General features: G+C 72.3%; 19 protein-coding genes and 1 pseudogene. 6 read left to right on the top strand and 14 right to left on the bottom strand.

Annotated features, from left to right (window positions below):
- Nucleotides 1-127: 127 nt before the first annotated feature.
- The 5 genes from ACSNOA_RS14125 to htpG form a co-directional block, all read right to left on the bottom strand.
- Nucleotides 128-1315, bottom strand: a complete 1188-nt coding sequence (locus tag ACSNOA_RS14125) for a multicopper oxidase domain-containing protein (RefSeq protein WP_436658536.1) — start codon at nt 1313-1315, stop codon at nt 128-130.
- A complete protein-coding gene (locus ACSNOA_RS14120; RefSeq protein ID WP_436658534.1) occupies nt 1312-2277 on the bottom strand; it encodes a sugar phosphate isomerase/epimerase family protein in 966 nt (321 codons plus the stop codon). Before ACSNOA_RS14120 ends, ACSNOA_RS14125 begins: the two co-directional genes overlap by 4 nt.
- A gap of 17 nt (nt 2278-2294) precedes the next feature.
- A complete protein-coding gene (locus tag ACSNOA_RS14115) occupies nt 2295-5414 on the bottom strand; it encodes an OmpL47-type beta-barrel domain-containing protein (protein ID WP_436658532.1) in 3120 nt (1039 codons plus the stop codon).
- A gap of 784 nt (nt 5415-6198) precedes the next feature.
- On the bottom strand, nt 6199-7131 hold the full coding sequence (locus tag ACSNOA_RS14110; RefSeq protein ID WP_436658531.1) for a diacylglycerol/lipid kinase family protein: 933 nt from the start codon (nt 7129-7131) through the stop codon (nt 6199-6201).
- Nucleotides 7132-7212: 81 nt separating this feature from the next.
- Entirely contained in the window at nt 7213-9126 is a 1914-nt protein-coding gene (gene htpG, locus ACSNOA_RS14105) for a molecular chaperone HtpG (protein WP_436658530.1), read from the bottom strand.
- A gap of 166 nt (nt 9127-9292) precedes the next feature.
- On the opposite strand from htpG, the gene ACSNOA_RS14100 reads away from it, so the two are divergent.
- Together ACSNOA_RS14100 and ACSNOA_RS14095 are read left to right on the top strand one after the other, a co-directional pair.
- Entirely contained in the window at nt 9293-9778 is a 486-nt protein-coding gene (locus ACSNOA_RS14100) for a winged helix-turn-helix transcriptional regulator (RefSeq protein ID WP_436658528.1), read from the top strand.
- Nucleotides 9779-9834: 56 nt separating this feature from the next.
- Nucleotides 9835-10533 (top strand): SDR family oxidoreductase, encoded by a 699-nt coding sequence (locus tag ACSNOA_RS14095; protein ID WP_436658526.1) that lies wholly within the window; start codon nt 9835-9837, stop codon nt 10531-10533.
- 58 nt (nt 10534-10591) lie between these two features.
- On the opposite strand, the gene ACSNOA_RS14090 is transcribed toward ACSNOA_RS14095, so the two are convergent.
- From ACSNOA_RS14090 to ACSNOA_RS14080, 3 genes are all read right to left on the bottom strand, one after another.
- Nucleotides 10592-12457: a bifunctional metallophosphatase/5'-nucleotidase gene (locus tag ACSNOA_RS14090; RefSeq protein ID WP_436658525.1), complete on the bottom strand. Its 1866-nt coding sequence runs from the start codon at nt 12455-12457 to the stop codon at nt 10592-10594.
- A gap of 272 nt (nt 12458-12729) precedes the next feature.
- Nucleotides 12730-13233, bottom strand: a complete 504-nt coding sequence (locus tag ACSNOA_RS14085; protein WP_436658524.1) for a hypothetical protein — start codon at nt 13231-13233, stop codon at nt 12730-12732.
- Nucleotides 13234-13422: 189 nt separating this feature from the next.
- Nucleotides 13423-14916, bottom strand: a complete 1494-nt coding sequence (locus ACSNOA_RS14080) for a M28 family peptidase (RefSeq protein ID WP_436658523.1) — start codon at nt 14914-14916, stop codon at nt 13423-13425.
- A 1424-nt stretch (nt 14917-16340) separates the two neighbouring features.
- On the opposite strand from ACSNOA_RS14080, the gene ACSNOA_RS14075 reads away from it, so the two are divergent.
- The 3 genes from ACSNOA_RS14075 to ACSNOA_RS14065 all read left to right on the top strand — a co-directional run bounded on the left by ACSNOA_RS14075 (nt 16341) and on the right by ACSNOA_RS14065 (nt 18931).
- Complete coding sequence (locus ACSNOA_RS14075) at nt 16341-16988, top strand: C39 family peptidase (RefSeq protein WP_436658522.1); 648 nt, start codon at nt 16341-16343, stop codon at nt 16986-16988.
- A 275-nt stretch (nt 16989-17263) separates the two neighbouring features.
- Nucleotides 17264-18193, top strand: a complete 930-nt coding sequence (locus ACSNOA_RS14070; RefSeq protein WP_436658521.1) for a DUF1996 domain-containing protein — start codon at nt 17264-17266, stop codon at nt 18191-18193.
- Between the two features lie 75 nt (nt 18194-18268).
- Nucleotides 18269-18931 carry a DUF305 domain-containing protein gene (locus tag ACSNOA_RS14065; protein WP_436658520.1) on the top strand — a complete coding sequence of 221 codons (663 nt, stop codon included), beginning with the start codon at nt 18269-18271 and terminating at the stop codon, nt 18929-18931.
- Between the two features lie 91 nt (nt 18932-19022).
- Here the strand turns inward: ACSNOA_RS14065 and ACSNOA_RS14060 are convergent, their stop codons facing one another.
- Nucleotides 19023-19550, bottom strand: a complete 528-nt coding sequence (locus ACSNOA_RS14060; RefSeq protein ID WP_436658519.1) for a winged helix-turn-helix transcriptional regulator — start codon at nt 19548-19550, stop codon at nt 19023-19025.
- 85 nt (nt 19551-19635) lie between these two features.
- On the opposite strand from ACSNOA_RS14060, the gene ACSNOA_RS14055 reads away from it, so the two are divergent.
- The gene (locus tag ACSNOA_RS14055; RefSeq protein WP_436658518.1) at nt 19636-21093 is read left to right on the top strand and encodes an MFS transporter; all 1458 of its coding nucleotides are present in this window, start codon (nt 19636-19638) and stop codon (nt 21091-21093) included.
- An 89-nt stretch (nt 21094-21182) separates the two neighbouring features.
- On the opposite strand, the gene ACSNOA_RS14050 is transcribed toward ACSNOA_RS14055, so the two are convergent.
- From ACSNOA_RS14050 to ACSNOA_RS14030, 5 genes and pseudogenes are all read right to left on the bottom strand, one after another.
- Complete coding sequence (locus ACSNOA_RS14050; protein ID WP_436658517.1) at nt 21183-21416, bottom strand: hypothetical protein; 234 nt, start codon at nt 21414-21416, stop codon at nt 21183-21185.
- Nucleotides 21417-21568: 152 nt separating this feature from the next.
- Complete coding sequence (locus ACSNOA_RS14045) at nt 21569-21757, bottom strand: hypothetical protein (protein ID WP_436658516.1); 189 nt, start codon at nt 21755-21757, stop codon at nt 21569-21571.
- Nucleotides 21758-21806: 49 nt separating this feature from the next.
- Nucleotides 21807-22502 (bottom strand): hypothetical protein, encoded by a 696-nt coding sequence (locus tag ACSNOA_RS14040; protein ID WP_436658515.1) that lies wholly within the window; start codon nt 22500-22502, stop codon nt 21807-21809.
- A 166-nt stretch (nt 22503-22668) separates the two neighbouring features.
- Nucleotides 22669-23361: a S1 family peptidase gene (locus tag ACSNOA_RS14035; RefSeq protein WP_436662297.1), complete on the bottom strand. Its 693-nt coding sequence runs from the start codon at nt 23359-23361 to the stop codon at nt 22669-22671.
- An 18-nt stretch (nt 23362-23379) separates the two neighbouring features.
- Nucleotides 23380-23853: pseudogene (locus ACSNOA_RS14030) on the bottom strand (snapalysin family zinc-dependent metalloprotease); the annotation flags it as partial.
- Between the last annotated feature and the right edge of the window lie 77 nt (nt 23854-23930).

The following is a 23930-nucleotide window of genomic DNA, read 5'->3' as shown; positions in this document are numbered from 1 at the left end:
CATCTCGACTCCTTTTCGGGTTGAGGCGGACCTGGGATGACGAGGGTTGCCGGGGGCGGTGGCCGCTCGTCCGCGAGGGGATTCGCGGCCACCGCTGCCGGGGGTCGGGGCGCGGCGGCGCCGACGGTCACTTGTGCTGGTGCGCTCCCGCGCCGGCCGGCTGTTCCTGCCCGGCGTCCGCCGGGGCCACGGCCTTGGCGGCCGTGGCGTGGTCGTGGCCGCCGGGCGGCATCTGCCCGTTCTCGTCCAGGACGTGCATCGTGGTGTACATCCCGGCGTCGGAGTGGAACTGCATGTGGCAGTGCACCATCCAGTGGCCCGGCCCGACCGAGTCGCCGGCGATGAACTGCACGCCGAACGAGTCACCCGGCCCGAGTGTCTTGTTGTCGATGGTCGGCACCTGGTCGGCCTCGGCGTTGGTGCCGGTCACCACGCCGGTCCGCGTGTCGGCCCACGAGTGCCCGTGCACGTGGAAGGTGTGCATGTCGTTGCCGATGCCCACGACGATGAACTCGACCCGCTCCCCCTTCTTGGCCACGATGCACGTCGGGCCGGGCTGCGGGTTGACGGGGTCGCACGTGTCGGCGGCCGCGCCACGACGCAGGTTGATGCTCTGCTGGTCACCGAAGACGGTCGTGTAGGTGCGGTCCGGCCGCAGGTCACCCGGCCGCCGCACGACCAGGCCGCCGAAGAGCCCGGCACCGATGCCCTTGGTGCCGTGCGGGCCGCCCACCACGTGGTCGTGGTACCACCAGTAACCCGCCGTGCCCGGGGTGCCGGCCGTACGGTCGCGCTTCTTCGCGTACCAGGTGTAGGTGCGCGACTGGCCCGGCGGGACGTACGAGAAGCTCTGCGACGTGCCGTCGGACAGCTGGGTGTACTTGACCCCGTGCACGTGCAGCGAGACGCCCAACGGGTGGGTCGGGTCGGTGCGCAGCTGCTCCAGGGTGGCCGCGGGCACCTGGTTGTGCAGCGTGACGGCGAGGCACTCCCCCTCGGTCATCTCCATGGTGGGGCCGGGGTAGGAGGCCGTCTCCGGCGTGAGGCCGTAGCCGAGCCGGATCTGGGTGCCGTCACGGGGCAGCTCCACGGCGTACAGCTGGATGCTGCGGTCCGGGGTGTCGCAGCCCTCGGGCCGTTCGGGGAGCAGGGCGGCGGCCCCTCCCGCGACCGCGAACCCGCCCGCCCCGACGAGGGTCAGCAGCACGGTCGCGGCCACGACCAGGAAACGGCGGGTCCGGAAGCCGGTGCGGGCCTGCGGCGCCGGTCCCGGTTCCGGTGGAGGACCGTCGTCGGTCAGTCGCCAGGCGCTCACTTGTCCCCCCGAAGGTTGCGCATCCGCCGGTAGCTGCGCGCGGCGGCGCCCAGCGATCCGGGCGGGTTGGGCTGGGCGTTGGGGGCGCTGTCCTGCTCCCACAGGTACTCGAACCGGCCCCGGTCCTTCAGCTCGCCGAAGAACTCGGTGAACGGGATGTTCCCGGCGCCGAACTCCACGTCCAGGTAGGAATTGCCCTGCTGCGGGTCCGGCAGGGGCACGCCGTCCTTGACGTGGAACAGCGGGAACCGCTCCGGGTGGGCGTTGACGTAGTCCACCGGCCGGAAGCCCGGGTACTTGCGGGCCCCGCCGTACGCCCACAGGATGTCCATCTCCAGGTACACGAACCGGGGGTCGGTGAGCTCGAGGAACAGGTCGTACAGCCGGACGTCGGGCCGGTCGGTCGCGAAGCTGAACTCGATCGTGTGGTTGTGCTGGTAGAGCTTGAGGCCGCGGGCCGCAGCGGCGGCGCCCCACGCGTTGAACTCCGCCGCCGCCGCCTTGTAGCCGTCGATCGTGCGGTTGCCGGTGGGTGCCTCGGCGGTGCCGATGCACGGCATGCCGAGGGTCTCGGCGATGTCCAGCTCCTGCTCCAGGTTGTTGCGGAAGTCGCCCAGGCCGCGGTGGCTGCCCACGGCCTTGAGGCCGTTGTCGTCGAGCAGCTTGCGGATCTGCTGCGGGGTGATCGCGCCGACGTTCCCCTGGGTGTAGCCGGCGAACTCGACCTCCCGGTAGCCGATCCGGGACAGCTCGTCGAAGACGTACGAGAACCCGAACTCGGCGATCTTGTCGCGGACACTGTAGAGCTGGATGCCCATGTGCCCCTGGGGGATCAACCGGCCCCGGCCGCCCGCCTCGGCGAAGGCGGGGAGGGCCCCGGTGAGGCTGGCCGCGCCGACCGCGACCGTGGAACCGGCGAGACCGCGCAGCAGCGCCCGACGGTCGATTCTCTGCTTTGCCATGGTGGTGTTCCCTTCGCTCAGTTGCCGGGGGCGGCCGGGGTCAGCGGCGCGATCCGGACGTTGCGGAAGCTGATGACGTCGCCGGCGCTGTGGTTCTGGAGGCCGATGTAGCCGGTGGCGCTCTGCCGCCCGGCGCCGCCCGGGTCGTCCGCACGGGGCGGGTTGAAGACCGCGTCCGCCGGGTTGAGGTACTCGTTGATCAGCTCGCCGTTGCGGAAGATCGACCAGTGCTGGCCGACCACGCGGATCTCGTAGTCGTTCCAGGTGCCCTTGGGCGTGACCTGCGCGCCGGAGAGGTCGACCCGGTCGAAGCCGTACACCGAACCGCTCTTGTACTGGTCGCCGCCGGGCCCGTCGAAGATCTGCAACTCGTGGCCGTACTTGATGGCCACCCACTCCGGTCGGGACTCGTCGGGGTGGTCGTGGACCTGCGGGAACCGGGCGAAGACACCGCTGTTGGCGCGGCCGTCGCCGGGGGCGTCGTCGCGCCACTGCAGCTTCAGGGAGAAGTCCCCGAACGTCTGCTTCGGGAACCAGAGCATGCCCATCCCGTCCACGGCCTTGCTGGTGATCGACCCGTCGGCGTTGCGGACGAACCCGCCCCCACCGACGTGCTCCCACTGCTTGAAGGACGCCGCCGTGGAGTCGAGCAACGGCTGGTAGCCGCTCCTGGCCTCGGGCTTTCCGACGCCCGAGTCGCGGGCGGCCTCGACGAGCCGGTTGCGCTCCCGCTGGCTGAGCACCTCGAGGTGGACCAGCTGGTCGGCGACCACCTTGACGTGGTTCACGAACTCGGCGTGGTCGAGCCAGGTCCGCGGGCCGTCGAAGAGGTTGTTGACGGTGCACTCGCCCTTGACCTGCCGGTTGGGCACGCCGCTGTCCAGCGTGCCGAACCAGACGGTCGGCCGGGTGTCGGGCACGCGGCAGTTCACGCCGGACCCCAACGAGATCACCGTGAACGTGAGCGAGCCGGTGCCGGAGGTGTTGCCGACCTTGTCGGTGGCCCGGAAGCTGAGCGTGTGCTCGCCGGCCTGGTCGACGGTGACCGGCCGGGCGTAGCGGGTGTACTCGGCCCCGTCGAGGGCGTACTCGATCCGGTCGACGCCGGACCCGGCGTCCGAGGCGAACAGCGTCATGGTGGCGCTGCCCAGGTAGGCGCCCTCGTCGTCGACCTGCCCGGACACCGACGCGGTCACGGTGGGCGCCGTGGTGTCGTCCGACGGGGGCGCGACCACGCTGAACGACACGGACTTCACCGTCGAGGTGTTGCCCGCCTTGTCGGTGGCCCGGTAGTTCACCGTGTGCTGGCCGGGCTGGTTCACGGTGACCGGCGCCGAGTAGGCGGCGTACGGCTGCCCGTCGAGTGAGTACTCGATCTTGTCGACGCCCGATCCGGAGTCGCTCGCCGTCACCACCACCGTGGCGCTGCTCACGAAGGCGCCGTCGGCGTTCTTCTGGCCTTGGAGCACGGCGGAGGTGGTCGGCGCCGTGGTGTCCTGCGGCGGAGGCGCCACCACGGTGAACGACACCGACTGCACGGCCGAGGTGTTGCCCGCCTTGTCGGTCGCCCGGTACGTCAGCGTGTGCTGACCGACCGCGTTGACGCTCACCGGCGCGGTGTAGGCGGCGTAGGCGCCACCGTCGAGCGAGTACTCGATCTTGTCCACGCCCGACTCCGTGTCGGTGGCCGACACCGTGACGGTGGCACTGCCCACGTACGCGCCCGTGGCGTCCTGCTGGCCGGTCACCGCCGCGGTGGCGGTGGGCGCCGTGGTGTCGTCGGGCGACGGCTGCGCCACCGTGAACGACACCGACTGCGCGGCCGAGGTGTTGCCCGCCTTGTCGGTGGCCCGGTAGTTCACCGTGTGCTGGCCGGGCTGGTTGACGGCGAACGGCGCCGAGTAGGCCGCGTACGGCTGCCCGTCGAGCGAGTACTCGATCGTGTCGACGCCCGACCCCGAGTCGGTCGCCGACAGCATGACCGTGGCGCCGCCGACGTAGGCGCCGTTCCCGTCCTGCTCGCCGTGCAGCATGGCGGACACCGTGGGCGCCGTGGTGTCGTCGGCCGGAGGCGGGACCACGGTGAAGGACACCGACTGCACGGCCGAGGTGTTGCCCGCCTTGTCGGTCGCCCGGTACGTCAGCGTGTGCTGACCGACCGCGTTGACGCTCACCGGCGCGGTGTAGGCGGCGTAGGCGCCACCGTCGAGCGAGTACTCGATCTTGTCCACACCGGACTCCGTGTCGGTGGCCGACACCGTGACGGTGGCACTGCCCACGTACGCGCCCGTGGCGTCCTGCTGGCCGGTCACCGCCGCGGTGGCGGTGGGCGCCGTGGTGTCGTCGGGCGACGGCTGCGCCACCGTGAACGACACCGACTGCGCGGCCGAGGTGTTGCCCGCCTTGTCGGTCGCCCGGTAGCTGACCGTGTGCTGGCCCGGCTGGCTCACGCTCACCGGCGCCGAGTAGACGCCGTAGGGCCCGCCGTCGAGCGAGTACTCGACCTTGTCGACGCCCGACCCGGAGTCGGTCGCCGCGAGATTCACCGTGGCGCTGCCCACGTACGCGCCGCTGCTGTCCTTCTCACCGGTCACCTCGGCCGTCACGGTCGGGGCCGTGGTGTCCGAGCCTCCGCCGGTCACCACGAGGAGGCCCGTCATCGAGCCGTGGCCGGGAATCGCGCAGAAGTACCGGTAGGTGCCCGGGGAGAGCACCACGTCGACGGTCCACCGGCCACCGTTGGCGTCGTTCGGATCGGCCAGGATGTTCACGTCGACGTCGCTGTTGTACTGCGGGTTGCCGGTGTCGAAGGTCAGCGTGTGCTGCATGCCGGTGGTGTTGCCGGTGGCCGCGCTGTTCTCGAAGACGATCGTCGTCGGCCCCGCGACCGCCGTGGTGGGCGCGGAGCGGTACGCCAGGAAGTCGTTGCCGGCCGTCCAGGTGAGCACCTGGGCCTGGAGCTGGCGCTGCTGCGTGGCGGCGGCCGTGGCCGGGCGCTCCGGGTCGACCGGGCGTGCGCTGGCCGGTGCCGCCATCGGCCCGGCGGCGACCCACATGAGGGCGGCCGTGGCGACGGCCGTGATCGATCTCCGGAGCCGGGCGGCCGGGAGCCGGCCGGGGGGTGAGTACCCGTTCATCAATGCCTCTCTCCCAGGTCGAGGCGCCCACCGCCGGGGCTGGACCTCCCCCGTCGATGTCAGGTCACCTCATGTCCAGATATGTCGCCGATCGGCGGGACCGTGGGCCCCTCCCTGGCCGCACGGAATCACCGGCCGTGGCGGCGCCACGGTCGTGCTGTGTGGTTGGAGTCCGCCCGCCGCGCGGGCGAGCCGGATGGCCCACGTCGCCGGGCAGGTTTCAGCGAGAGCTGACGGGGTTGTGCTGGACCTCGGAGCCGGCCGAGGTGTCATCGGGGACGGGACGGACGTCGGTCACCCACGGCGCTTCTTCAGCACCGGGTCGCTGGGTGCCACCGGCCAGGGGTGCCGTCCCTGGTCGGCCGGTGGCCGCCGGACGTGTCGCGCCGCCTGCGGGCCACCGTTCGAGACTCACCGCGCCGCCGGTTCATCTCGCGGAAACATATCGATGGATCCCGACACTACTAAGTTGGCACGGACGTGTCCAGAGCTTTCGTCTGCCTCGCCTGTACTTTCCTTCAAACAAACGAAAGTCCGTAGCGTCAGGCGCATCCGGCACGTTACGCCGGCTTCCGCGTCCTGTGTAGACGTGGCGAGAGCGGCCGCGTGACCCGCCGGCCGGCCCGGGACGGCGGGGTCGACCCCGACGGTGCGCCCTGCGTGTCGCGGCCCGGCGGGACCACCGCAGCGACCCCGATGCCTCAGAGGCATCGCCCTGGATGTCACATGGGCCACCGGCGGGCTGGGAACGTCGTGCTCCGCCGGCGGTGGCGTGCCCGTGACGTCAGGCCGGCGGCTCGGGGCAGCACACCGTGAGCGCCCCGGGCACCGAGCGCACCTTGAGCTTCCGCACCGCGTCGCGCGCGCCACCGTCGAGCTCGTACGTCCGGGCCGCGGCCAGGCGCACCCGCACCTTCCGCCCCCGGGTGATCCGCACGAACGGGGACTCGTCCGATCGGCCGGCCGCCATCCGGCCCAGCGTGCGGGCCCAGTCGATCGCGCCGCTCGCCGTCGACACCCCCACCTCGAGGTAGCCGTCGTCCGGCCGCGCGTCGTCGAAGGCGGGGATGCCGCCGGTGATCGTGCCGACGTTGCCGAACAGGACGCAGCTCGCCTCGCCCTCGAACCAGGTGGTGCCGTCGACCCGGATCCGGGTGTGCACCAGCTCACCGCGGACGTGCCGCAGGCCCGTCCAGACGTACGCGAGCCGGCCGAACCGGCCCTTCAGGTCCCGGTCCGCCTCGCGGATAAGGTCGCCGTCGAACCCCGCGCCGGCCATCACCGCGAAGTGCTCGCCGTTGATCCGGCCGAGGTCCAGCCGGCGGCGCCGGCCGTGCAGCCCGATCCGCACCGCCCCCGGCAGGTCCTGCGGGATGCCGAGGTTCGTGGCGAAGAGGTTGGCGGTGCCGGCGGGAAGGATGGCCATGGGCGTTCCCGACCCGGCGAGGGCGTCCGCGCACCGCTGCACCATGCCGTCCCCGCCCCAGACGAAGATCAGCTCGGCGCCCTTCTTCAGCGCCTTGCGGACCTTCTTGGGCGCCTTGCGGCTCTTCGGCACCTCGTACCAGAGCAGGTCGTCCACACCCGCGCCGGCGAGGGTCGCCCGCAGCTCGTCGAGCCCCCCGCCGAAGGTCTTCCGGCGGTGGGCCACGACGGCGACGGTGCCCGGTCGGGCGGTCGCGGTCACGGGCGGGGACGGCGCGGTGCTCGTGCTCATGGCCGCGGTGGTACCCGGCCCGGCGGAATCCCACGCCTGGCGGGCCGGTGAGGGTGGTCTCCCCCACCGGCCCGGTGCGCGTCAGAGGGTACGGGAGAGCCGGTCGGCGAGGATCCGGGTGAACCGGGACGGATCGGCCAGCTCGCCGCCCTCGGCGAGCAGCGCCATCCCGTACAGCAGCTCGGCGGTCTCACGCAGCTCGGCCTGGTCGCCGCCCTGCTCGTACGCCTTGCGCAGCCCGGCCACCAGCGGGTGGCCCGGGTTCAGCTCGAGGATGCGCTTGACCGACGGCACCTCGTGCCCCATGGCCCGGTACATCTTCTCCAGCGTCGGGGTGAGGTCGTGCGCGTCGCCGACCACGCAGGCCGGTGAGGTGGTCAGCCGCGACGAGAGGCGGACCTCCCGGACGCTGTCGGCGAGCGCGCCGCCCATCCAGGTCAGCAGCTCGGCGTGGTCCCGGCGCTGCTGCTCGCGCTCGGCCTCGGCCTGCTGCCGATCCTCCTCGGTGTCCAGGTCGACCTCGCCCTTGGCGATCGAGCGCAGCGGCTTGCCGTCGTACGCGCCGACGCGCTCGACCCACACCTCGTCGACCGGGTCGGTGAGCAGCAGCACCTCGAGCCCCTTGGCGCGGAACGCCTCCATGTGCGGCGAGTTCTCGAGCATGGCGCGGGACTCGCCGGTGGCGTACCAGATCTCGGACTGACCGTCCTTCATCCGCTCGACGTAGCCGCGCAGGTCGGTCGGCTCGGCCGGGTCGTGCGTGGAGGCGGCGCTCACCAGCTCCAGCAGCGTGTCGCGGTTCTCCGTGTCGTCGATGAGGCCTTCCTTCACGACCGCGCCGAACTCGGTCCAGAACGTGCGGTACCGCTCGGCGTGGTTGGCCTTCAGGTCCTTCACCGTGGCGAGGATCTTCCGGACCAGCCGCCGCCGGACGACCTGGATCTGCCGGTCCTGCTGGAGGATCTCCCGGGAGATGTTCAGCGACAGGTCGTGGGCGTCCACCACGCCCTTGACGAAGCGCAGGTACGCCGGCATCAACGCCTCGCAGTCGTCCATGATGAAGACGCGCTTGACGTAGAGCTGGACTCCGCGGCGGCCTTGGGGAGAGAAGAGGTCCAGGGGCGCGTGGGCCGGGACGAACAGCAGCGCCTCGTACTCGAAGGTGCCCTCGCCCTTCATGTGCACGATCTCGAGCGGATCGGCCCAGTCGTGGGCGACGTGCTTGTAGAACTCGTGGTACTCGGCCTGGTCGACCTCGTCGCGTGGACGCGCCCAGAGGGCCTTCATCGAGTTGAGCGTCTGCACCTCGCGGGTGGTCGCGCCGTCCTCGCCGGCCCGCTCCGCGGCCATGCGGATGGGCCACGCGATGAAGTCGGAGTACCGCTTGACGATCTCCCGGATCGTCCACTCCGCGGTGTAGTCGTGCAGGTTGTCCTCGGTGTCGGCCGGCTTGAGGTGCAGCGTGACGGCCGTGCCCTGCGGGGCGGTCTCGACCGGCTCGATCGAGTAGGTGCCCTCGCCGGTGGACGACCAGCGCGTGCCGCCCGGCTCACCGGCCTTGCGGGTCACCAGCTCCACCCGGTCGGCGACCATGAACGCCGCGTAGAAGCCGACGCCGAACTGCCCGATCAGCTCCTGCGAGGCGGCGGCGTCGGCGGACTCCCGCATCGCGCGCAGCAGCTCGGCGGTGCCGGACTTGGCGATGGTGCCGATCACCGAGACCACCTCGTCGCGGGACATGCCGATGCCGTTGTCGCGCACGGTCAGGGTGCGCGCCTCGCGGTCGACCTCGATCTCGATGTGCAGGTCCGAGGTGTCGACATCGAGGTCCTTGTCGACCAGGGCGGCCAGCCGCAGCTTGTCCAGCGCGTCGGAGGCGTTGGAGATCAGCTCGCGGAGGAAGACGTCCTTGTTCGAGTAGATCGAGTGGACCATCAACTGGAGCAGCTGACGCGCCTCGGCTTGGAACTCCAACGTCTCGACCGGGTTGCCCACGCCGTCTCCCTTCTGCGTTTCCGTGGGGGGTTCGCGCACAGGATACGAGCCGTCACCGGGGCGGCCCGTGCCGGCGTCCCGCCCCGGTATTCCCGGTCCCGGGACCACGGGACCGTGAGCTAGCTGACTTTGGCTTTCCTAAGTCAGGTCGGATAGCGTTCCCGTCATGACCGATCTCCGCGCCGACCGGGACGCCTGGCTGACGACCAACTGCTCGATCGGCCGGGCGCTCGACGTGGTCGGCAACCGCTCGACGCTCCTGCTGCTGCGGGAGGCGTCCTTCGGCACCAGCCGCTTCGACGACTTCGCGGCCCGCGTGGGCATCAGCGAGCCCGTCGCCGCGGCCCGGCTCAAGCAGCTCGTGGCCGACGGCCTGCTCGAACGCCGGCCCTACCGCGAGCCCGGGCAGCGGACCCGGGACGAGTACGTGCTCACCGCCAAGGGGGCCGAACTGCTGCCCGTGCTGACCGCGCTGCGGCAGTGGGGCGACACCTGGGCGGCCGACGCCGCCGGCCCCTCCGTGCGGATCGAGCACGACGACTGCGGTGCCGAGGTGCACGCCGTGCTCCGGTGCACCGCCGGACACGACGTCGAGCCGGACGACATCGCCGTACGCCCGGGCCCCGGCCTGCGCCGCGCGGACCGCGACTGAACTCCGGGCGGCGCACCGCCCGGCTGCCCCTCCTCACCACACCCGGGAGCAACCATATGAAGATCGCCGGAAGTACCGCGCTCGTGACCGGCGCCAACCGGGGCTTCGGCCGGCACCTCGCCGCGGAGCTCGTCGCCCGGGGCGCCACCGTCTACGCGGGCGCCCGCAACCCGGAAAGCGTCGACCTGCCCGGCGTGACGCCCGTGCGGCTGGACATCACCGACCCCGCCTCGGTCGCCGCCGCGGCCGAACTGGCCCGCGACGTGACTTTGCTGATCAACAACGCCGGCTCCCTCACGGGCGCCGACCTGCTCGACGCCGATCTGGACCTGATCCGGCTGGAGATGGACACCCACTTCTTCGGCACGCTGTCGATGGTCCGGGCGTTCACACCGGTCATCGCCGGCAACGGCGGCGGCTCGATCCTGAACGTCCACTCCGTGCTGTCCTGGTTCGCCCTGCCCACCAGCGGCGCGTACAGCGCGGCCAAGTCGGCCGAGTGGGCGCTCACCAACGCCCTGCGGGCACAGCTCGCCGAGCGGAACATCCGGGTGGCCGGCCTGCACGTCGGCTACATGGACACCGACATGGCGGCCCACGTGACGGCACCGAAGGCCGATCCGGCCGACATCGCCCGGATCACGCTGGACGGCATCGAGGCGGACGCGTACGAGATCGTCGCCGACGACATCAGCCGGCAGGTCCAGGCCGGCCTGTCCGGCGGCGTCGCCGCGCTCTACCCGCAGCTCCCCTGACGGAACGGCAGAGCGGGTGCGGTCCTCGCGACCGCACCCGCTCGTGGGACCGCGACCGTCAGCCCGCGACCACCGGCCGGGCCCGGACGCCCAGCGCCGGCGGACGCACCGGCGACTGCCGCTCCAGGTAGCGCCACAGGGCGTCGCCGCCGTTGTAGATGCTCCGGTCCTGCTTCGCCGCGCCGAGCAGGGCCGTGAAACCCGGGGTCACGACGTTGGGCAGGAAGTTGTTGGCCAGCGTGGCGATCCGGTACGTGGCCTTCGGGTTGACCGGCCGGTTGCCGAGCCGGATGCTGCCTGCCGCCACGCGGTCGCCCACCGGACGGCTGACGTCGTACGTGTAGCGGACGTTGGCCGACACGGCCAGGTGCCGGTAGGTCACCGTGCCGTCGGCGCCCTGCTGCCACTGGCTCTCCAACAGCTCGTCGAGCTGCTGGCCGGTGACGTTGCCACGCACGAGGCCGACGCCGATGCCGCTGTCGTACACGGTGCCGAGCGCCAGCTCCGAGAAGAGCACCCGACCGGGCGCGTCCGCCGGGTTCGCGGCGTCGGCGGCGTACGTGACGTCGCGGCGCAGGATGCCCGGCATGGCCACCGCGAGGTCGGCCCGCCCGTCGGTGTTCGCCGCCCAGTGGAAGGCGTCGGCGGCCACGTCGTACAGCGTCGACTCACCGGTCGGGTTCGGCGCGCGGGTCAGGTCGGCGGTGACCTCGGCCACCGGGCTGGCCCCCCGCTTGGCCATCTGGTCCCGCCAGTACGCCGCGATGCGCAGCGTCTCCGGATCGGGCGTGACGTCCTGCGTGTTGGCGTGGTTCACGGACGTCGTCCGGTCGCGCAGCACCTCGCCCGTGCGTCGGTCCAACTGAAGGTTGATCTCGTTGATGAGGCGGCCGTGGTTCGCGGCCTCCACGACCGGGCGGGCGTTGCCGGCCGGGTCGGGCAGCATGCAGTTGACGAGGGCGTGCCAGTGCCCGGTGACGATGGCGTCCACGTCCGGGGTGATGCGCTGGTTGAACTCCACGGCCGGGCCCGACGGGTCGACGCAGTCGTTGTACCCGGAGCCGTTCTTCTGCGAGAAGCCCTGGTGGATGACCGCGACGATGGCCTTGACGCCCCGCCGCTTCAGCTCGGCCGCGTACCTGTTGATCGTGTCGGCCTCGTCGAGGAACTCGTACCCCTTCGGGGTGTAGGACATCTGCTCCTCGGACAGGCCCTTGAGGGTCGCGTGGACGAAGCCGACGGGCAGCCTGCCGCCGCGACCGTCGTCGACGTACTCGACGTGGTACGGCTCGCGGATCGGCTTGCCGGTGTGCTCGTCGACCACGCTGCCGGTGTAGTAGTCGTAGTCGGCGCCGTGGAAGCGCCGGCCCGTCGAGTCGGGAAAGCAGACGTCCCGATCCGGTACGCCCTCGCACGTGCCGTCGTCCATGTGCCGCAGGAACGGGTAGCCCCGGTCCATCTCGTGGTTGCCGACGGTGGAGAACTGCAGACCGATCGAGTTCAGGTACTCGACGGTCGGCTCGCTCCAGAACCAGCCCGTCTCGTTGGGCCAGCCCGAGAAGTCGTCGCCGGCCGAGAACAGGATGGAGTTCGGCTTCCCCTCCCGGAGCTGCTTGATGTGGGTGGTCAGGTACGCGCCGCCGCCGACCTGCTGCGCCGGCTCGCCGGCACGGGAGCCGGGAACCGTCGTGGTGTAGTCGCCGAAGTATCCGTGCAGGTCGGTGATGGACACCAGCTGGACCGGCACCGGTTGGGCCGCGCCCGCCGGGGTGGCCGCGGTGGCGCCCGCCGGGGTGGCCGCGGTGGCGCTCGCCGGCGTGGCCACGATCGTGGCGGCGAGGGCCACGGCGATCGCGCCTCCGAGCCTACGGCGGAGACCGCGCCGTACGCCGGAGGTGGGAACTGACTGTCCTGGGTCGAGCATGAACGGCACTCCTCAGCTGCGTGGCGACGATGACGTCCAGCCGAGCCTCATGATCGGGATTGAATGGCACGTGCACCGTCGTCGGAACGCAGTTTGAACACTTCGCACCGGCGGCGGTGCCGCCGGCGGCGCGCCGCCGACCGGGGCGGGGCCGCCGGACGACCGGGGCGCGCCGCCGGGCGCCGATCGGCCGAGGGCCGCCGCCGGTGTCCCCCGCGGCGGCCCGTCGGTCGCCCGGTCAGCTCCTCACCGGGCGTCCGTCTCGCTCCGTTTCAGCAGCCGCAGGTGTAGTAGAGGATGTCCCAGTGGTTGCCCTCCAGGGTGTAGAGGTTTCCGGAGGCCGCCCGGTACTGGTAACCCCAGCCGGAGATGTAACCCAGGTACGTGTAGTGCGACGAGATGTAGTTCTGGATACAGGTGCTCGGCGCGATGTCGAGCTTGTAGCCGTTCCAGTGGCTGTAGGTGCCGCTGGCGTGGCCGACCTCGGTGCCCGCGGTGATGGTGATCGCGCAGCCGCTGGCCCGCTTGAAGGTGATGATGCCGTCGATGGTCGCCTGCCGGATGCCGTCGAACGAGGTGCAGGTGGGAACGTTGCGGTCGCTGCATCCGCCGCTGGAGGTCCACGAGATGCCGGCGGCCCGCAACTGGGACGTCGCGCTGGAGTGGCTGATCGCGAAGGCGGGGGCGGCGAGACCGAACGTGACGCCGATCGTGGCGAGGGTGGCCACGAGCAGGGTGAGCAGGCGGCGGCGCAGGGTGGTACGCAGGGACGACATGGCTCTCCCGATCGCTTGGAAGGTGGGAATTTTGCGAAAGCGGAGGCCGGCCTTGAAGGATTTCTACCAGACATAGACGTCTGTGACTATGGCCCGGTCCGCCAGGGTCCAGCGGAACGGGGTGGGCGCGCCGCCCACCCCGTCCACGCACGCGCGTGCCCGGCGCGCTGGCCGCGCCGCCTCCGCGCGTCAGCTCAGCTGCACCGTCACGTCGTCGATCACGAAGCTCGTCTGCAGCGAGGAATCCTCGGTGCCGGTGAACGCGAGGCTCAGCGTCTGGCCGGCGTACGCCCCCACGTTGAGCGTGCGCTGCACGTAGCCGGCCGCGGCGTTCAGGTTGGACCAGGTCGCGAGCGTCGTGCCGCCCAGGCGCACGGTGAGCCGGTCGTACGCCGTGGACGTGGTCGTCTCGGCCGTGTCGATGTGCAGCCAGAACGACAGCGTCGCGGTGGCGCAGCCGGCCGGCAGGGTCACCGTCTGCGCGAGCGCGTCGGTCTGGGTGCTGCCGGCTCCGGCCAGCCACGCCTTCCACGTGCCGGTGCGCGCCGGCTGACGTGACGAGTTGGTGATGACCCCGGAGCTGGCCGTCCACGGGCTCGTGCCGTTCTCGAAGCCGCCGTTGACGATCGGCTGGCCGCCCGCACAACCGGGAGTGCCGCCGCCGACCGCGAGCTGCCAGATGGCGTACGCCACGCCGTCCGCCGACCGGTTCAGCACGGTCGCACTGACGTTGGCAGTCGTGTCGCAGGAGCGGTGGTAGCACGGGTCGTACGCCGCGTTGGCCGTCCCACCCCACTTGGCCGCCTGGGCGCTCGTCTTACGGGCGCTCGCCCCGGCCGCGTACCCCGACGTGGGGATGCCCGCCTGCTGGAACGGGTAGTCGTCGGACCGTCCCTGACCCTCCACGTTCTCCTCCGGCTGCAACCCCAGCGAGTCCCAGTACGCCCGCAGCGGCGCCGCGGTCGTGGAGGTGAGCCGGTTGATGAAGTAGCCGCCGTTGATGGACCCGACCATGTCGAAGTTGTAGTAGCCCTTGATGTAGCCGCGCTGGGTCGCGCTCAACGAGTTCACGTAGAACCGGGAGCCGTTGAGCCCCTGCTCCTCGTCCGTCCACCAGGCGAACCGCACCCGTTTCGTCATCGCAGGGTTCTGCTGGGCGAGCACGAGCGCGTTCTCCAGCAGCGCCGACGACCCGGACGCGTTGTCGTTGATGCCCGGGCCGGCGGACACCCCGTCGAGATGGGCGCCGAACATGACGACCTGGTCGGCCGGGCCGCCCGGCCACTCGGCGATGAGGTTGTTCGACGGGTACGTGCAGGAGGTGCACCGCTGCTCGGTCACCGTGTAGCCGGCGGCCTGGAGCCGGCTCTTCACGTACGCCACAGAGGCCGTGTGACCGGCCGAGCCGGCCCGCCGGTTGCCGCCGTTGCTGCTCGCGATGCTGTTGAACTGGCTGAGGTGTGCCTGCACGTTGGTCACGGAGATGTCCGGCGCGGCGGCGGTCTGCACGTTGGCCACGGAGATGTCCGGCGCGACCGCGGCCTGCACCGCCGGCGCGGCGACGGGCCGTGCGACGGCCGTGCCGGCGGACGGGGACGCGCCGACCGGTGGGGCGGCCAACGTCACCATCATCCCGGTGCACACGACGAGCGCGATCCGCGCGCTCAACGTTCTGCCTCTCATCGGGGCTCCTCGGGGTCGGAGGGAGTTTGACAGTGACATTCGTCGATGTCTTTGGGCAACGGTCGTTCGTCCGGAACAGTCACCGGTTGGCCGATGGCGTGGCGTGCCGGAGCCGCCCGAGGCCGGAGCGCGTGCTGATCCGTCGCCCCGGTAGGCCTTGATCGACTCCGTTGCGGCGATGTGGCGGTGTCCGGGGGCCCCGGATGCCGCCGTCTCGGCGAAGCGGTGTCGATCAAGCGCCTGTGGCGTCCTCTGCGAAGTCGCGGTTCCCGCCGGCGTGATCAACTCTGGTTCCTTGATGTCGCGGTGTCCCGAACGCCGCGACAGTCCAATTTCAAGGAAGTCGAGTGGATCATGCTCGACAAGGACCCCCGGGGGCGCCATCGGGGCGGACAGACCGCTGGGCCTCGCGCCCGCTGTGTCCGGATTCGCGATTTCAGGCCGAGTGGGGCGAGTGGCGTCAACACCCGCCGGCTTCGGCGGATCCCGACAGCGTGCGCGAGCCCCAGCGGGACGGACCTCGCGGACCGACAGAGGCGTGATCGACACCATTTCGCCGATGTGGCGGTGTCCGGCAGCACCGGATACCGCCATATCGGCGGAACGGAGTCGATCAAGGACGAGCGGGGCGGGGCTGACCCGAACCGCCGGCCCTCGGCAAGATCCGGACAGGATGACACGAGATCGCGGATCGTTACCGCCACTCGCCCCACTCAGCCGTGATCGACTCCGTTCCGGCGATATGGCGGGATCCCGGATCGTCCGATGCCGCGACATCGGCGAAACGGAGTCGATCACACACCTCAAGCCCCGCATGTCCGGTCGGCCTCGCCCTCGGGCCGTGTTGGATGTCCGGTTTCCGGTCGGTCGTCCCATGGCCGGGGCCACCCCACCGCCGGAATCATCGCCGACCCCGGGTCGTTGAACATGGTCGCGCCGCGCGACCCCCACCCCCGAGGCGCCGAGCACCGGCCGCGGCTGCCGGAACATCCGGCCGCCGCAGGTGGTTGACAACCCCGGGCCCGCAAGGCCGGCGCGAAGCCGAGCCCAGCCGGCGCGTGGAACCCCCGACCGCGGAGCCCCGGCGGAACATCCGACCGGCCCCGCCCGTTGAACCCCCGACCGCGGAGCCCGGGCGGAACATCCGACCGGCCCCGCCCGTTGAACCCCCGGACCGCGGGCCCACGGAACCCGCCCTCGGAACCCCGCCGGAACGCTCGGCCGGCGCGTTGGAATGCCCCCACCGGCCCGCGCGGCGGAATGCCCCGCCAGCCCCGCACCGTTACACCCCCCCGGCCGCCCGAGCAGGCCACCCCCGAGCAGGCCACCCCGCCCGGCCAGCCCCCTCGATCTTTCCGCCGCGCGACACCCCCCAGCCGTCGCGCAGGCACACCACACCCCCGAACCAGAAAGGCACACACCTCATGCGTACCGATCTGATCCGCAAGACCGCACTCACCACCGCCGGCCTCGCCGCCACCGGCATCGGCATCGCCGCCCCGGCGATCGCCGCCCACGCCGACGCCAAGCCCGCCGCCCAGACCCAGACCCAGCGCGGCCACGGCCAGCGTGAGCTCAACGTCCGCTACGAGGCCCAGCCGAACTTCTTCTACTGCGGCCCCGCCGCCACCCGCAACGCCCTCTCCGTCCAGGGCAAGGACATCAACGTCGACGCCATGGCCAAGGAAATGGGCACCACCGAAGCCGGCACCAACTCCATCAACGACATCACCCCCGTGCTCAACAAGGAAACCGGTAAGAACGCCTACCACAGCGTCGAAATCTCCAAGCCCACCGCCGACGACAAGCAGACCGACCAGCTCACAACCGATGTCGTCCGCACCGTCGACGACGGCCGCGCCGTCGTGGCCAACATCGCCGGCACCACCACCGACACCGACGGCAACACCCACTCCTACGAAGGCGGCCACTACATCAGCGTCGTCGGCTACCGCGACAACGGCCACCAGGTCAAAATCGCCGACTCCGCCGACCCCAACACCGCCTCCTACTGGGTCAGCGTCGACCACCTCGCCGACTGGATCGCCACCCGCGGCTACTCCACCAACTGACCCAACCGTCCAACCAAAAGGGCCGGCCCCCACCACGGGGGCCGGCCCTTTTCGTCGTTCCCGCCCGCCGCGACAGGCGGCCGCACGGAACCAGCCGTGGTTTCACCAACCGGAGACGTATTGACAATTGTCGACGCATACCCGACGCTGGCGTGAGAGCGCTCTCTCGCCCATTGGGGCACTGCTCCACCACCACCCGTCCCGGTCAGCGATCTCCGACGCCTTTCGGCGGCGGCGCCGGAACCGTCCCTGACCCACCCCGACAGGAGTACGAGATGGACAGGGCCGCAACCCTTCCCGGCACCCGCCGCCGGCTACGCCTCGCCACGGCGATCGGCACCCTGCTGGCACTGCTCGGCACGTACCTCGTCCTGGCCACGAGGCAGGCCGACGCCACCACGGCCGACGTCACCACCGCCGCCGGTGCCGACCCGGGCGTCAACGCCATCCGTGTGGCCGAGTTCCCCGCCGACTGTTCGTACAGCCACCGGCTCCCGGACGACCCGATCATCTTCCCGGGCCTGCCCGGCGCCTCCCACATGCACAGCTTCTTCGGCAGCACGGTGACGAACGCCCACACCACCCTGCCGGACCTGCTGGCCGCCCCCACCACCTGCAATCCGCGGGTGGACACGTCGTCGTACTGGGTGCCGACGCTCTACAACAACAATGTGCCGGTCGAGCCGACCATCGTCACGTTCTACTACCTCGGCGAGGGCGTACGCAGCGACGTCGTGGCCCGCACCGAGCCGCTCCCGCAGGGCCTGCGCATCGTCGCGGGGAACGCCCGGGCGACCGGCCCGGACGACGGCAGCATCGCCCGCTGGTCCTGCCTGCACGCCGGGCAGGTGCCACCCTCGAAGAACTTCGTGACCTGCCCGGCCGGCACCATGCTGGAGTCGTACCTGGACTTCCCGCAGTGCTGGAACGGCCGTGACCTGGACTCGCCGGACCACAAGAGCCACATGGCGTACCCGGTGAACCAGGCCTGCCCGGCGAGCCACCCGGTGCCGGTGCCGAAGCTGCGACAGGTGCTGCGCTACCCGGTGAGCGGCAACCCGGCCGGGTTCCGGCTCGCCTCCGGCCCGGGCTACACGATGCACGGCGACTTCTTCAACGCCTGGCCGGTGGCGGAGATGGAGCGCCGGGTCCGCGACTGCATCCGCCCGGTCATCAAGTGCGGTGCGGACGGGCGACCCCTCTGATCCGAGTCGTACGCCGCCCGGGGAGCGGACCCGCTGGCACGGGGTCCGCTCCCCCGGAGGCGGAAAGGAGCCGCCATGCGCATCGGTCCGGTGGGCCCGGTCGTACTGCTTACGGCGCTGCTCGCCGCGGGCTGCGGCACCGGCGGCGGGCCTCCGCCGGCCAACCCGGTCGGCTCCCGGCCCGCGCCGACCGGGTCCGCCGGCGGCCTACCGCGCGACGCCGGCGCGCCGCGCGCCGCCACGCCCTCCGGCGGTACGGCCACCGGGGCGTTCAGCGGCACGGACGTGGCCTGGCTCCAGCTCACCGTGGCGATGAACGAGCGGCTGCTGAAGGTCCTCGACCTGGTGCCGACCCGGACGACTGACCCGGCCTGGCGCGGGTTGGCCGCCCGCGTGGAGAACGTTCACCGGGCCGATCTGTCCCGCTCCCGCCGGCTGCTGGTCGGCTCCGGCGCGCCGGCCACCAACCCGCACGAGGGCCACGACATGCCGGGCATGGTGACGGCTGAGGACCTGGCGGCGTTACGGGCGGCGAGCGGGCCGTCGTTCCACCGGCTGGTCGCGCGGCACCTGCGCGCCCATCTGACACAGGCGGTCCGGGTCGCCGAGGCCGAGCGGCGGGGCGGCGTCAATCCGGCGACCACGGCGCTCGCGGCAGCCGTGGTCCGCAGCGGCACGGCCGAGCTCGCCCGCCTCGACCGGCTCGCCGCGCCGTCACCCGCGGGCACGGCGCCGTAGACGAGTCACGCCCGAGGCGGCCCGGTACCGGCAGGCCCGGCCCGAAGCGGGAGCCGGCCCGCGGCCGGTCACGATCCGAGGTCAGCGCGGCTCAGAACAGCGGCCGGAGAAGCCGGTGCGGGCGCTGGCGCAGCGCGACGCTCACCGCGTCCTGGCGCAGCTGGGCCGGGACGCCCGGCCCGGCGGAAACCTCGACGTCGCCGGGCGGCACGTCGACGTGCCCGCAGGTCGGGCAGCGGCCGGCCGGGTCGAGCTCGGTCCCGCAGGCGGCGTGCCGGAAGGTGCGCAACGGCTCGCCGACGGCGAAGTGTCGCTCGCTCCAGCTCATGAGCGGGTAGATCACCGACCAGAGTTGGCTGCCCCGGTCGGTGAGCAGGTACTCGTCCCGGGGCGGGGAGTCCTGGTAGCGGCGACGCTCGAGGATGCCCGCGTCGACGAGGGTGGCGAGCCGGTCCGCGAGCACGGCCCGGGGGATGTCCAGGTGGGTGAGGAAGTCGCCGTAGCGGCGTACGCCGTAGAAGGCGTCCCGGACGATGAGCAGCGTCCAGCGCTCACCGACCAGTTCCAGTGCCTTGGCCAGCGAGCAGTTCTGCCCCTCGTAGCTCTTTCCCAACGGCATGCTGTGATCCTACCCCCGGTCGGTTCGTTCAACGAACCTTCCCTGCTATTGTCGGTTCGTTCACCGAACCGAGAGGTCCTTCCGCATGTCGACAACCGCCGACGCCACCCCGTCGTCCGCCGACGCCACCGCGCCGTCCGCCGTCGCTCCGCCGCCGGCCGCGTCCCGTTCCGACTCCCGCGCCCTGTTCGCGGTCTGCGCCGCGACCCTGCTCGTCCTCATGAACTACACCGCGCCAGTGGCCGTGCTGCCGCAGACGGCGCGGAGCCTCGCGGCCGGCCTCACCACCCAGACCTGGCTGATCAACGCGATCACCCTCGGGCTCGCCGCGACCCTGCTCGTGGCCGGCAGCCTGGGCGACGACTTCGGGCGGCGCCGCGTGTTCCGCGCCGGCCTCGCCCTTCTCGCGGTGGGTACGGTCGGTGCCGCCGTTGCGCCCAACGCCACCGCCTTCGTGACGGCCCGCGTGGTGCAGGGCGCCGCCAGCGCGGCGATCCTCGCCGCCGGGCTGGGCCTGCTCGGGCACGCGTTCGCCACCCCTCATGGCCGGGCCCACGCCACGGCCCGCTGGGCGTCGATGCTCGGCGCGGGCATCGCGGTCGGCCCGCTGGCGTCGGCCGCCCTCACCTCGCTCGGCAGTTGGCGCTGGTTGTACCTGGTCCTCGCGGCCCTGGCCGCCGTGCTCGCGGCGCTCGGCGGTCGGCTGCTCGCCGAGTCCCGCGCCGCGCGGTCGTCCCGCATCGACGTACCCGGGGTGCTCACCCTCGGCGCGGGCCTCGCGCTGCTGCTCGTCGCCATCACGGCCGGACGCACCGGCTGGCTGCGGCCCGCGGTGCTCGTTCCCCTGGCGCTCGGGGTGCTCCTGCTCGCCGCCTTCGTGGCCGTCGAGGCCCGCGGCCGGGCGCCGATGCTCGACCTCGCCCTGTTCCGCCGGCCCGACTTCCGGGTCGCCACCCTCGGCGCGTTCTTCACCGGGCTCGCCGCGCTCGGCCCGAGCACTGTCCTCCCCACGCTGGTGCAGGGGTTGATCGGCGTCAGCGCGCTGGGCGCCGCCGGCCTGGCCTTCGTGTGGGCGGGAGCCTCGTTCGTGGTCAGCAACCAGGTGCGCCATCTCGGCGCACGCGTCGCGCCCACCCGGCAGCTCGTCCTCGGGTTCGCCCTCACCGCCGTCGGCTACCTCGCCATGCTCGGCTACGCCGACGCGCACTCCTGGGTCCGCACCATCCCCGGGCTGCTCATTTCCGGGGCGGGCAGCGGCCTGCTCAACGCGGCGCTGGCCCGGCTCGCCGTCGGCAGCGTGCCTCCGGACCGGGTCGCGATGGGCTCCGGCGCCAACAACACGGCCCGCTACGTGGGCTCCGCCCTCGGCGTCGCCGTCAGCATCACGGTGGCCTCCAGCCTGCTGCCGGCCGGCCAGACCGGCGGCTTCTCGGCCCACGGCGCGGACGCCGTGCTGCTGCTCGGCGCCGCGACCGCCGTACTCGGCGCCACGGCGGCCGTGATCCGCGGGAGGGCCACCGCACCGGCCCCGGCCACCACCTGACGCCGACGTGTGATCGACACCGGATCGCCGGTCCGGCGGCATCCAGCCACGGCGGATGCCGCCGGACCGGCGAGATGGAGTCGTGACCGTCAGGCGGCGTAGCGGGCCGCCAGGTCGACGGTTCGTCGGGCGGCGGCCACCATGGCCCGGTCGGCGAGCCGGCCGTCCGGCAGGACGACGGTCCCCGGGTCGCGCCGCTCCGCGTCGGCGACCGCTGCGAACCCCCAGCGCGCCGAACACCGCGTCGGTGTCCTGACCGTGCCGCCGTCCGGCGTGGCGGATTTCCCGGGCGTGCCGGGAAGCCGGAACGGGACGTTCTGCATCCGTACCTCGCCCAGGTTCTCGTCGGCACGGTGCGGACGGTGCCGAGCGCCGCGTACTGCGGGTCGGCGAGGATGTCGCGCACGTCGTGGACGGGAGCGACGGCGGCCTGCGCCTCCTCTTTGCCACCGGAAAACGCGCAGGCTGCGGCCGTTCAGCGCTCGCGGACGGCCGCCTCGATGCGCAGGCCGACCCCGGTCAGCACGAGCAGCGCCGCTACGAGGTACGGCTCCGCCCGCGACGTGTCCGCCGCCGCGGTCAGCAGGGATGTCGCGAGACCGGCGAGCACCGCGACGGTGCCTAGTATGCGGAGGGTGTCGATGCGCGCCGCGCGGGGATCCACGGCGGCAGCCTATCCGGGAAGGCCCGGCCCGCGGCGACCCGCAGGACGGTCAGGACCGGCGTTCCCGCTCCTGGGCGAGCCGCTCGTCGAGGCGGCCCAGCTCGTAGATGGCGTTGAGGTTGGTGGGCAGGCGGGTCACGTTCCCCTCGGTCCCGCCCGGCTCCGCGGGCGGTACCGGCCCGGCCCCGACGGCCGGCGCGGCCGGCGACGGGGTGACGGCCGGTCGGCGCCGGCGGACGACCAGGGCCGCCGCCAGCGCCAGCACGCCGACCGCGAGCATCATGACGGCCCACCGCATGAGCGGGTCCGGCGCGGCGACGGCCGGCGTGGCGAAGCCGTCGGAGGTGGTCGGAGCCCCCTGCCCCTCGGCCGCCGTCGGCGGCGGGACCGTCACCACGACCGCCGGGCCGTCACCCCCGCCCCGGGGCCCGACGGGGCCGGGGGCACCCGGGGCGCCCGGGGCGCCGGCCGGCCCGGGCACACCGGCCGGGGCACCGGTCGGCACGGCACCGGGTGCGCCGGTCGGCGGGACGGCCGTGGGTATCGACGTGACGGAGGGGCCGGGCGTCGTGGGCGTCGCGCTCGGCGGCGGCGTCGGGGTGCCTCCCCCCGCGCCCAGCAGGCCGTCGACGAGATCTCCGACGCCGCCGAGCAGGCCGCCGACCGGCCCCGTGGGCGAGGAGGGCGCCGGGGACGGCGCGGGAGCCAACGCGAGGGTCAGGGCGAGCGCGGCGACGACAGGCATGGGGTCACCTCGGAAGGGGTCGATATGTGAGGCACCGTACCGCACGCTGCGTCGCCTCGGGACTACCCCCCGGGCGGTGACGCGCCACACGGGTCGCGCGTCGTCGCCACGCACACCGGCGCGAGGGACGCCGCCACGTCCCCCGCGCCGGGTGCACACCGTCCGCTCAGGACGGCAGGCCGCCGACCTGGGTGTTGATCCAGGACCGGATCGCGGGCAGGTCGCCGTAGATGGACGGACCCGTCGCGCAGGTCGAGTTGTTGTTGCCGGCCCGGCTCGTGGCCCCGATCAGGTTCCACACGCCGTTGACCCGCCGCACCTGCGGGCCGCCCGAGTCGCCGTAGCAGGCGCCCGAGTTGCCGTTCGGGTTGTTGGTGCAGATCTCGTACGGGCCGTTGATGCCGAGGCACCGGCTGTCCGACACGATGGAGGTGTCCAGTTCGTACGCCGTGGTCGGTGCGGAGCCGCAGCCCCGGGGGGCGCACGTCTGGCCCCAGCCGATGATCCGGGTGGCCGTGCCCACCGCGCCCGAGGTCGTCGGGATCGGGGCCGGCGCGTGGCTGACCGAGCCGGACAGTTGCAGCAGCTTCACGTCGACGGTCGGGTGGTTGACCCCCCGGGTCACGCCGATCACGGTGCCGCCGCTGTTGCGGTAGATGCTGCCCACCCGCACCGACGAGGGGGTCGGGCAGTGCTTGGCGGTGACCGCCCAGTTGGCCTTGATGAGCGAACCGGTGCAGCCGGAGAGGTACACCATGAAGGAGTAGTTCTCACTTGCCGGTCGGCCGCCGACCACGAGCGGCTCGATCGCGTCCGCACCGGTCCACGTGTACGTGCGACCCGCGGTGGGCGAGGCCAGGCTGCCGGCGAAGAGCTGGTTGACCCGGCTCGCCTCGGTGCTGTTCGGGTACGCGTTGGTGCAGGACACCGGGGCGCTGCTGCCGGACATCAGGTCGGCGCACAGGCCGGTGCGCCGGTCCGGCAGCCCCAGGATGTGGCCGAGCTCGTGCGCGGCGATCCGGGTGCGGTGGTACCCCTGGTTGACGGCGGTGCGGCCCATCCAGATCCGGCCGGAGCCCAGCCCGGTCGGCTGCGCCCGCGGCCAGCCGTCGTCGACGTAGATGGTGATGCTGGCCGGCGTGCCCGGCAGCAGCCGGACGTTGGCGACCCGGCTGTTCCAGATCTGCGCGGCCTGGTCGAAGTTGGTACGGAACTCGCCGGTGCGGCTCGCGTCGTAGTAGACCGTCCGCACCGCGGAGGCTCCGGCCGCCGTGGCGACCTGCACCCCGGCCGCCGCGAGGACCCCCACCAGCGCGGCCACCGCCGTACGCAGCACTTGTCGTCGGAACATCACGCACTCCCCTGGTCCCGTGGCGGCAGCGCTGCCGCCATCGATGTACGTGAATGTAGATGGAGCGGCGTCGATAT

This window comes from Micromonospora sp. URMC 103 (genome assembly GCF_051386435.1).
Taxonomy (GTDB): domain Bacteria; phylum Actinomycetota; class Actinomycetes; order Mycobacteriales; family Micromonosporaceae; genus Micromonospora.
This window is presented reverse-complemented; position numbering and strand designations above follow the sequence as displayed.

What these genes read in the sequence shown, in the direction of transcription:
- ACSNOA_RS14120 (WP_436658534.1), bottom strand. Translation starts at nt 2,277, where the DNA reads ATGGCAAAGCAGAGAATCGACCGTCGGGCGCTGCTGCGCGGTCTCGCC.
- ACSNOA_RS14115 (WP_436658532.1), bottom strand. Translation starts at nt 5,414, where the DNA reads ATGAACGGGTACTCACCCCCCGGCCGGCTCCCGGCCGCCCGGCTCCGG.
- ACSNOA_RS14110 (WP_436658531.1), bottom strand. Translation starts at nt 7,131, where the DNA reads ATGAGCACGAGCACCGCGCCGTCCCCGCCCGTGACCGCGACCGCCCGA.
- ACSNOA_RS14100 (WP_436658528.1), top strand. Translation starts at nt 9,293, where the DNA reads ATGACCGATCTCCGCGCCGACCGGGACGCCTGGCTGACGACCAACTGC.
- ACSNOA_RS14095 (WP_436658526.1), top strand. Translation starts at nt 9,835, where the DNA reads ATGAAGATCGCCGGAAGTACCGCGCTCGTGACCGGCGCCAACCGGGGC.
- ACSNOA_RS14090 (WP_436658525.1), bottom strand. Translation starts at nt 12,457, where the DNA reads ATGCTCGACCCAGGACAGTCAGTTCCCACCTCCGGCGTACGGCGCGGT.
- ACSNOA_RS14085 (WP_436658524.1), bottom strand. Translation starts at nt 13,233, where the DNA reads ATGTCGTCCCTGCGTACCACCCTGCGCCGCCGCCTGCTCACCCTGCTC.
- ACSNOA_RS14080 (WP_436658523.1), bottom strand. Translation starts at nt 14,916, where the DNA reads ATGAGAGGCAGAACGTTGAGCGCGCGGATCGCGCTCGTCGTGTGCACC.
- ACSNOA_RS14075 (WP_436658522.1), top strand. Translation starts at nt 16,341, where the DNA reads ATGCGTACCGATCTGATCCGCAAGACCGCACTCACCACCGCCGGCCTC.
- ACSNOA_RS14070 (WP_436658521.1), top strand. Translation starts at nt 17,264, where the DNA reads ATGGACAGGGCCGCAACCCTTCCCGGCACCCGCCGCCGGCTACGCCTC.
- ACSNOA_RS14065 (WP_436658520.1), top strand. Translation starts at nt 18,269, where the DNA reads ATGCGCATCGGTCCGGTGGGCCCGGTCGTACTGCTTACGGCGCTGCTC.
- ACSNOA_RS14060 (WP_436658519.1), bottom strand. Translation starts at nt 19,550, where the DNA reads ATGCCGTTGGGAAAGAGCTACGAGGGGCAGAACTGCTCGCTGGCCAAG.
- ACSNOA_RS14055 (WP_436658518.1), top strand. Translation starts at nt 19,636, where the DNA reads ATGTCGACAACCGCCGACGCCACCCCGTCGTCCGCCGACGCCACCGCG.
- ACSNOA_RS14050 (WP_436658517.1), bottom strand. Translation starts at nt 21,416, where the DNA reads ATGCAGAACGTCCCGTTCCGGCTTCCCGGCACGCCCGGGAAATCCGCC.
- ACSNOA_RS14040 (WP_436658515.1), bottom strand. Translation starts at nt 22,502, where the DNA reads ATGCCTGTCGTCGCCGCGCTCGCCCTGACCCTCGCGTTGGCTCCCGCG.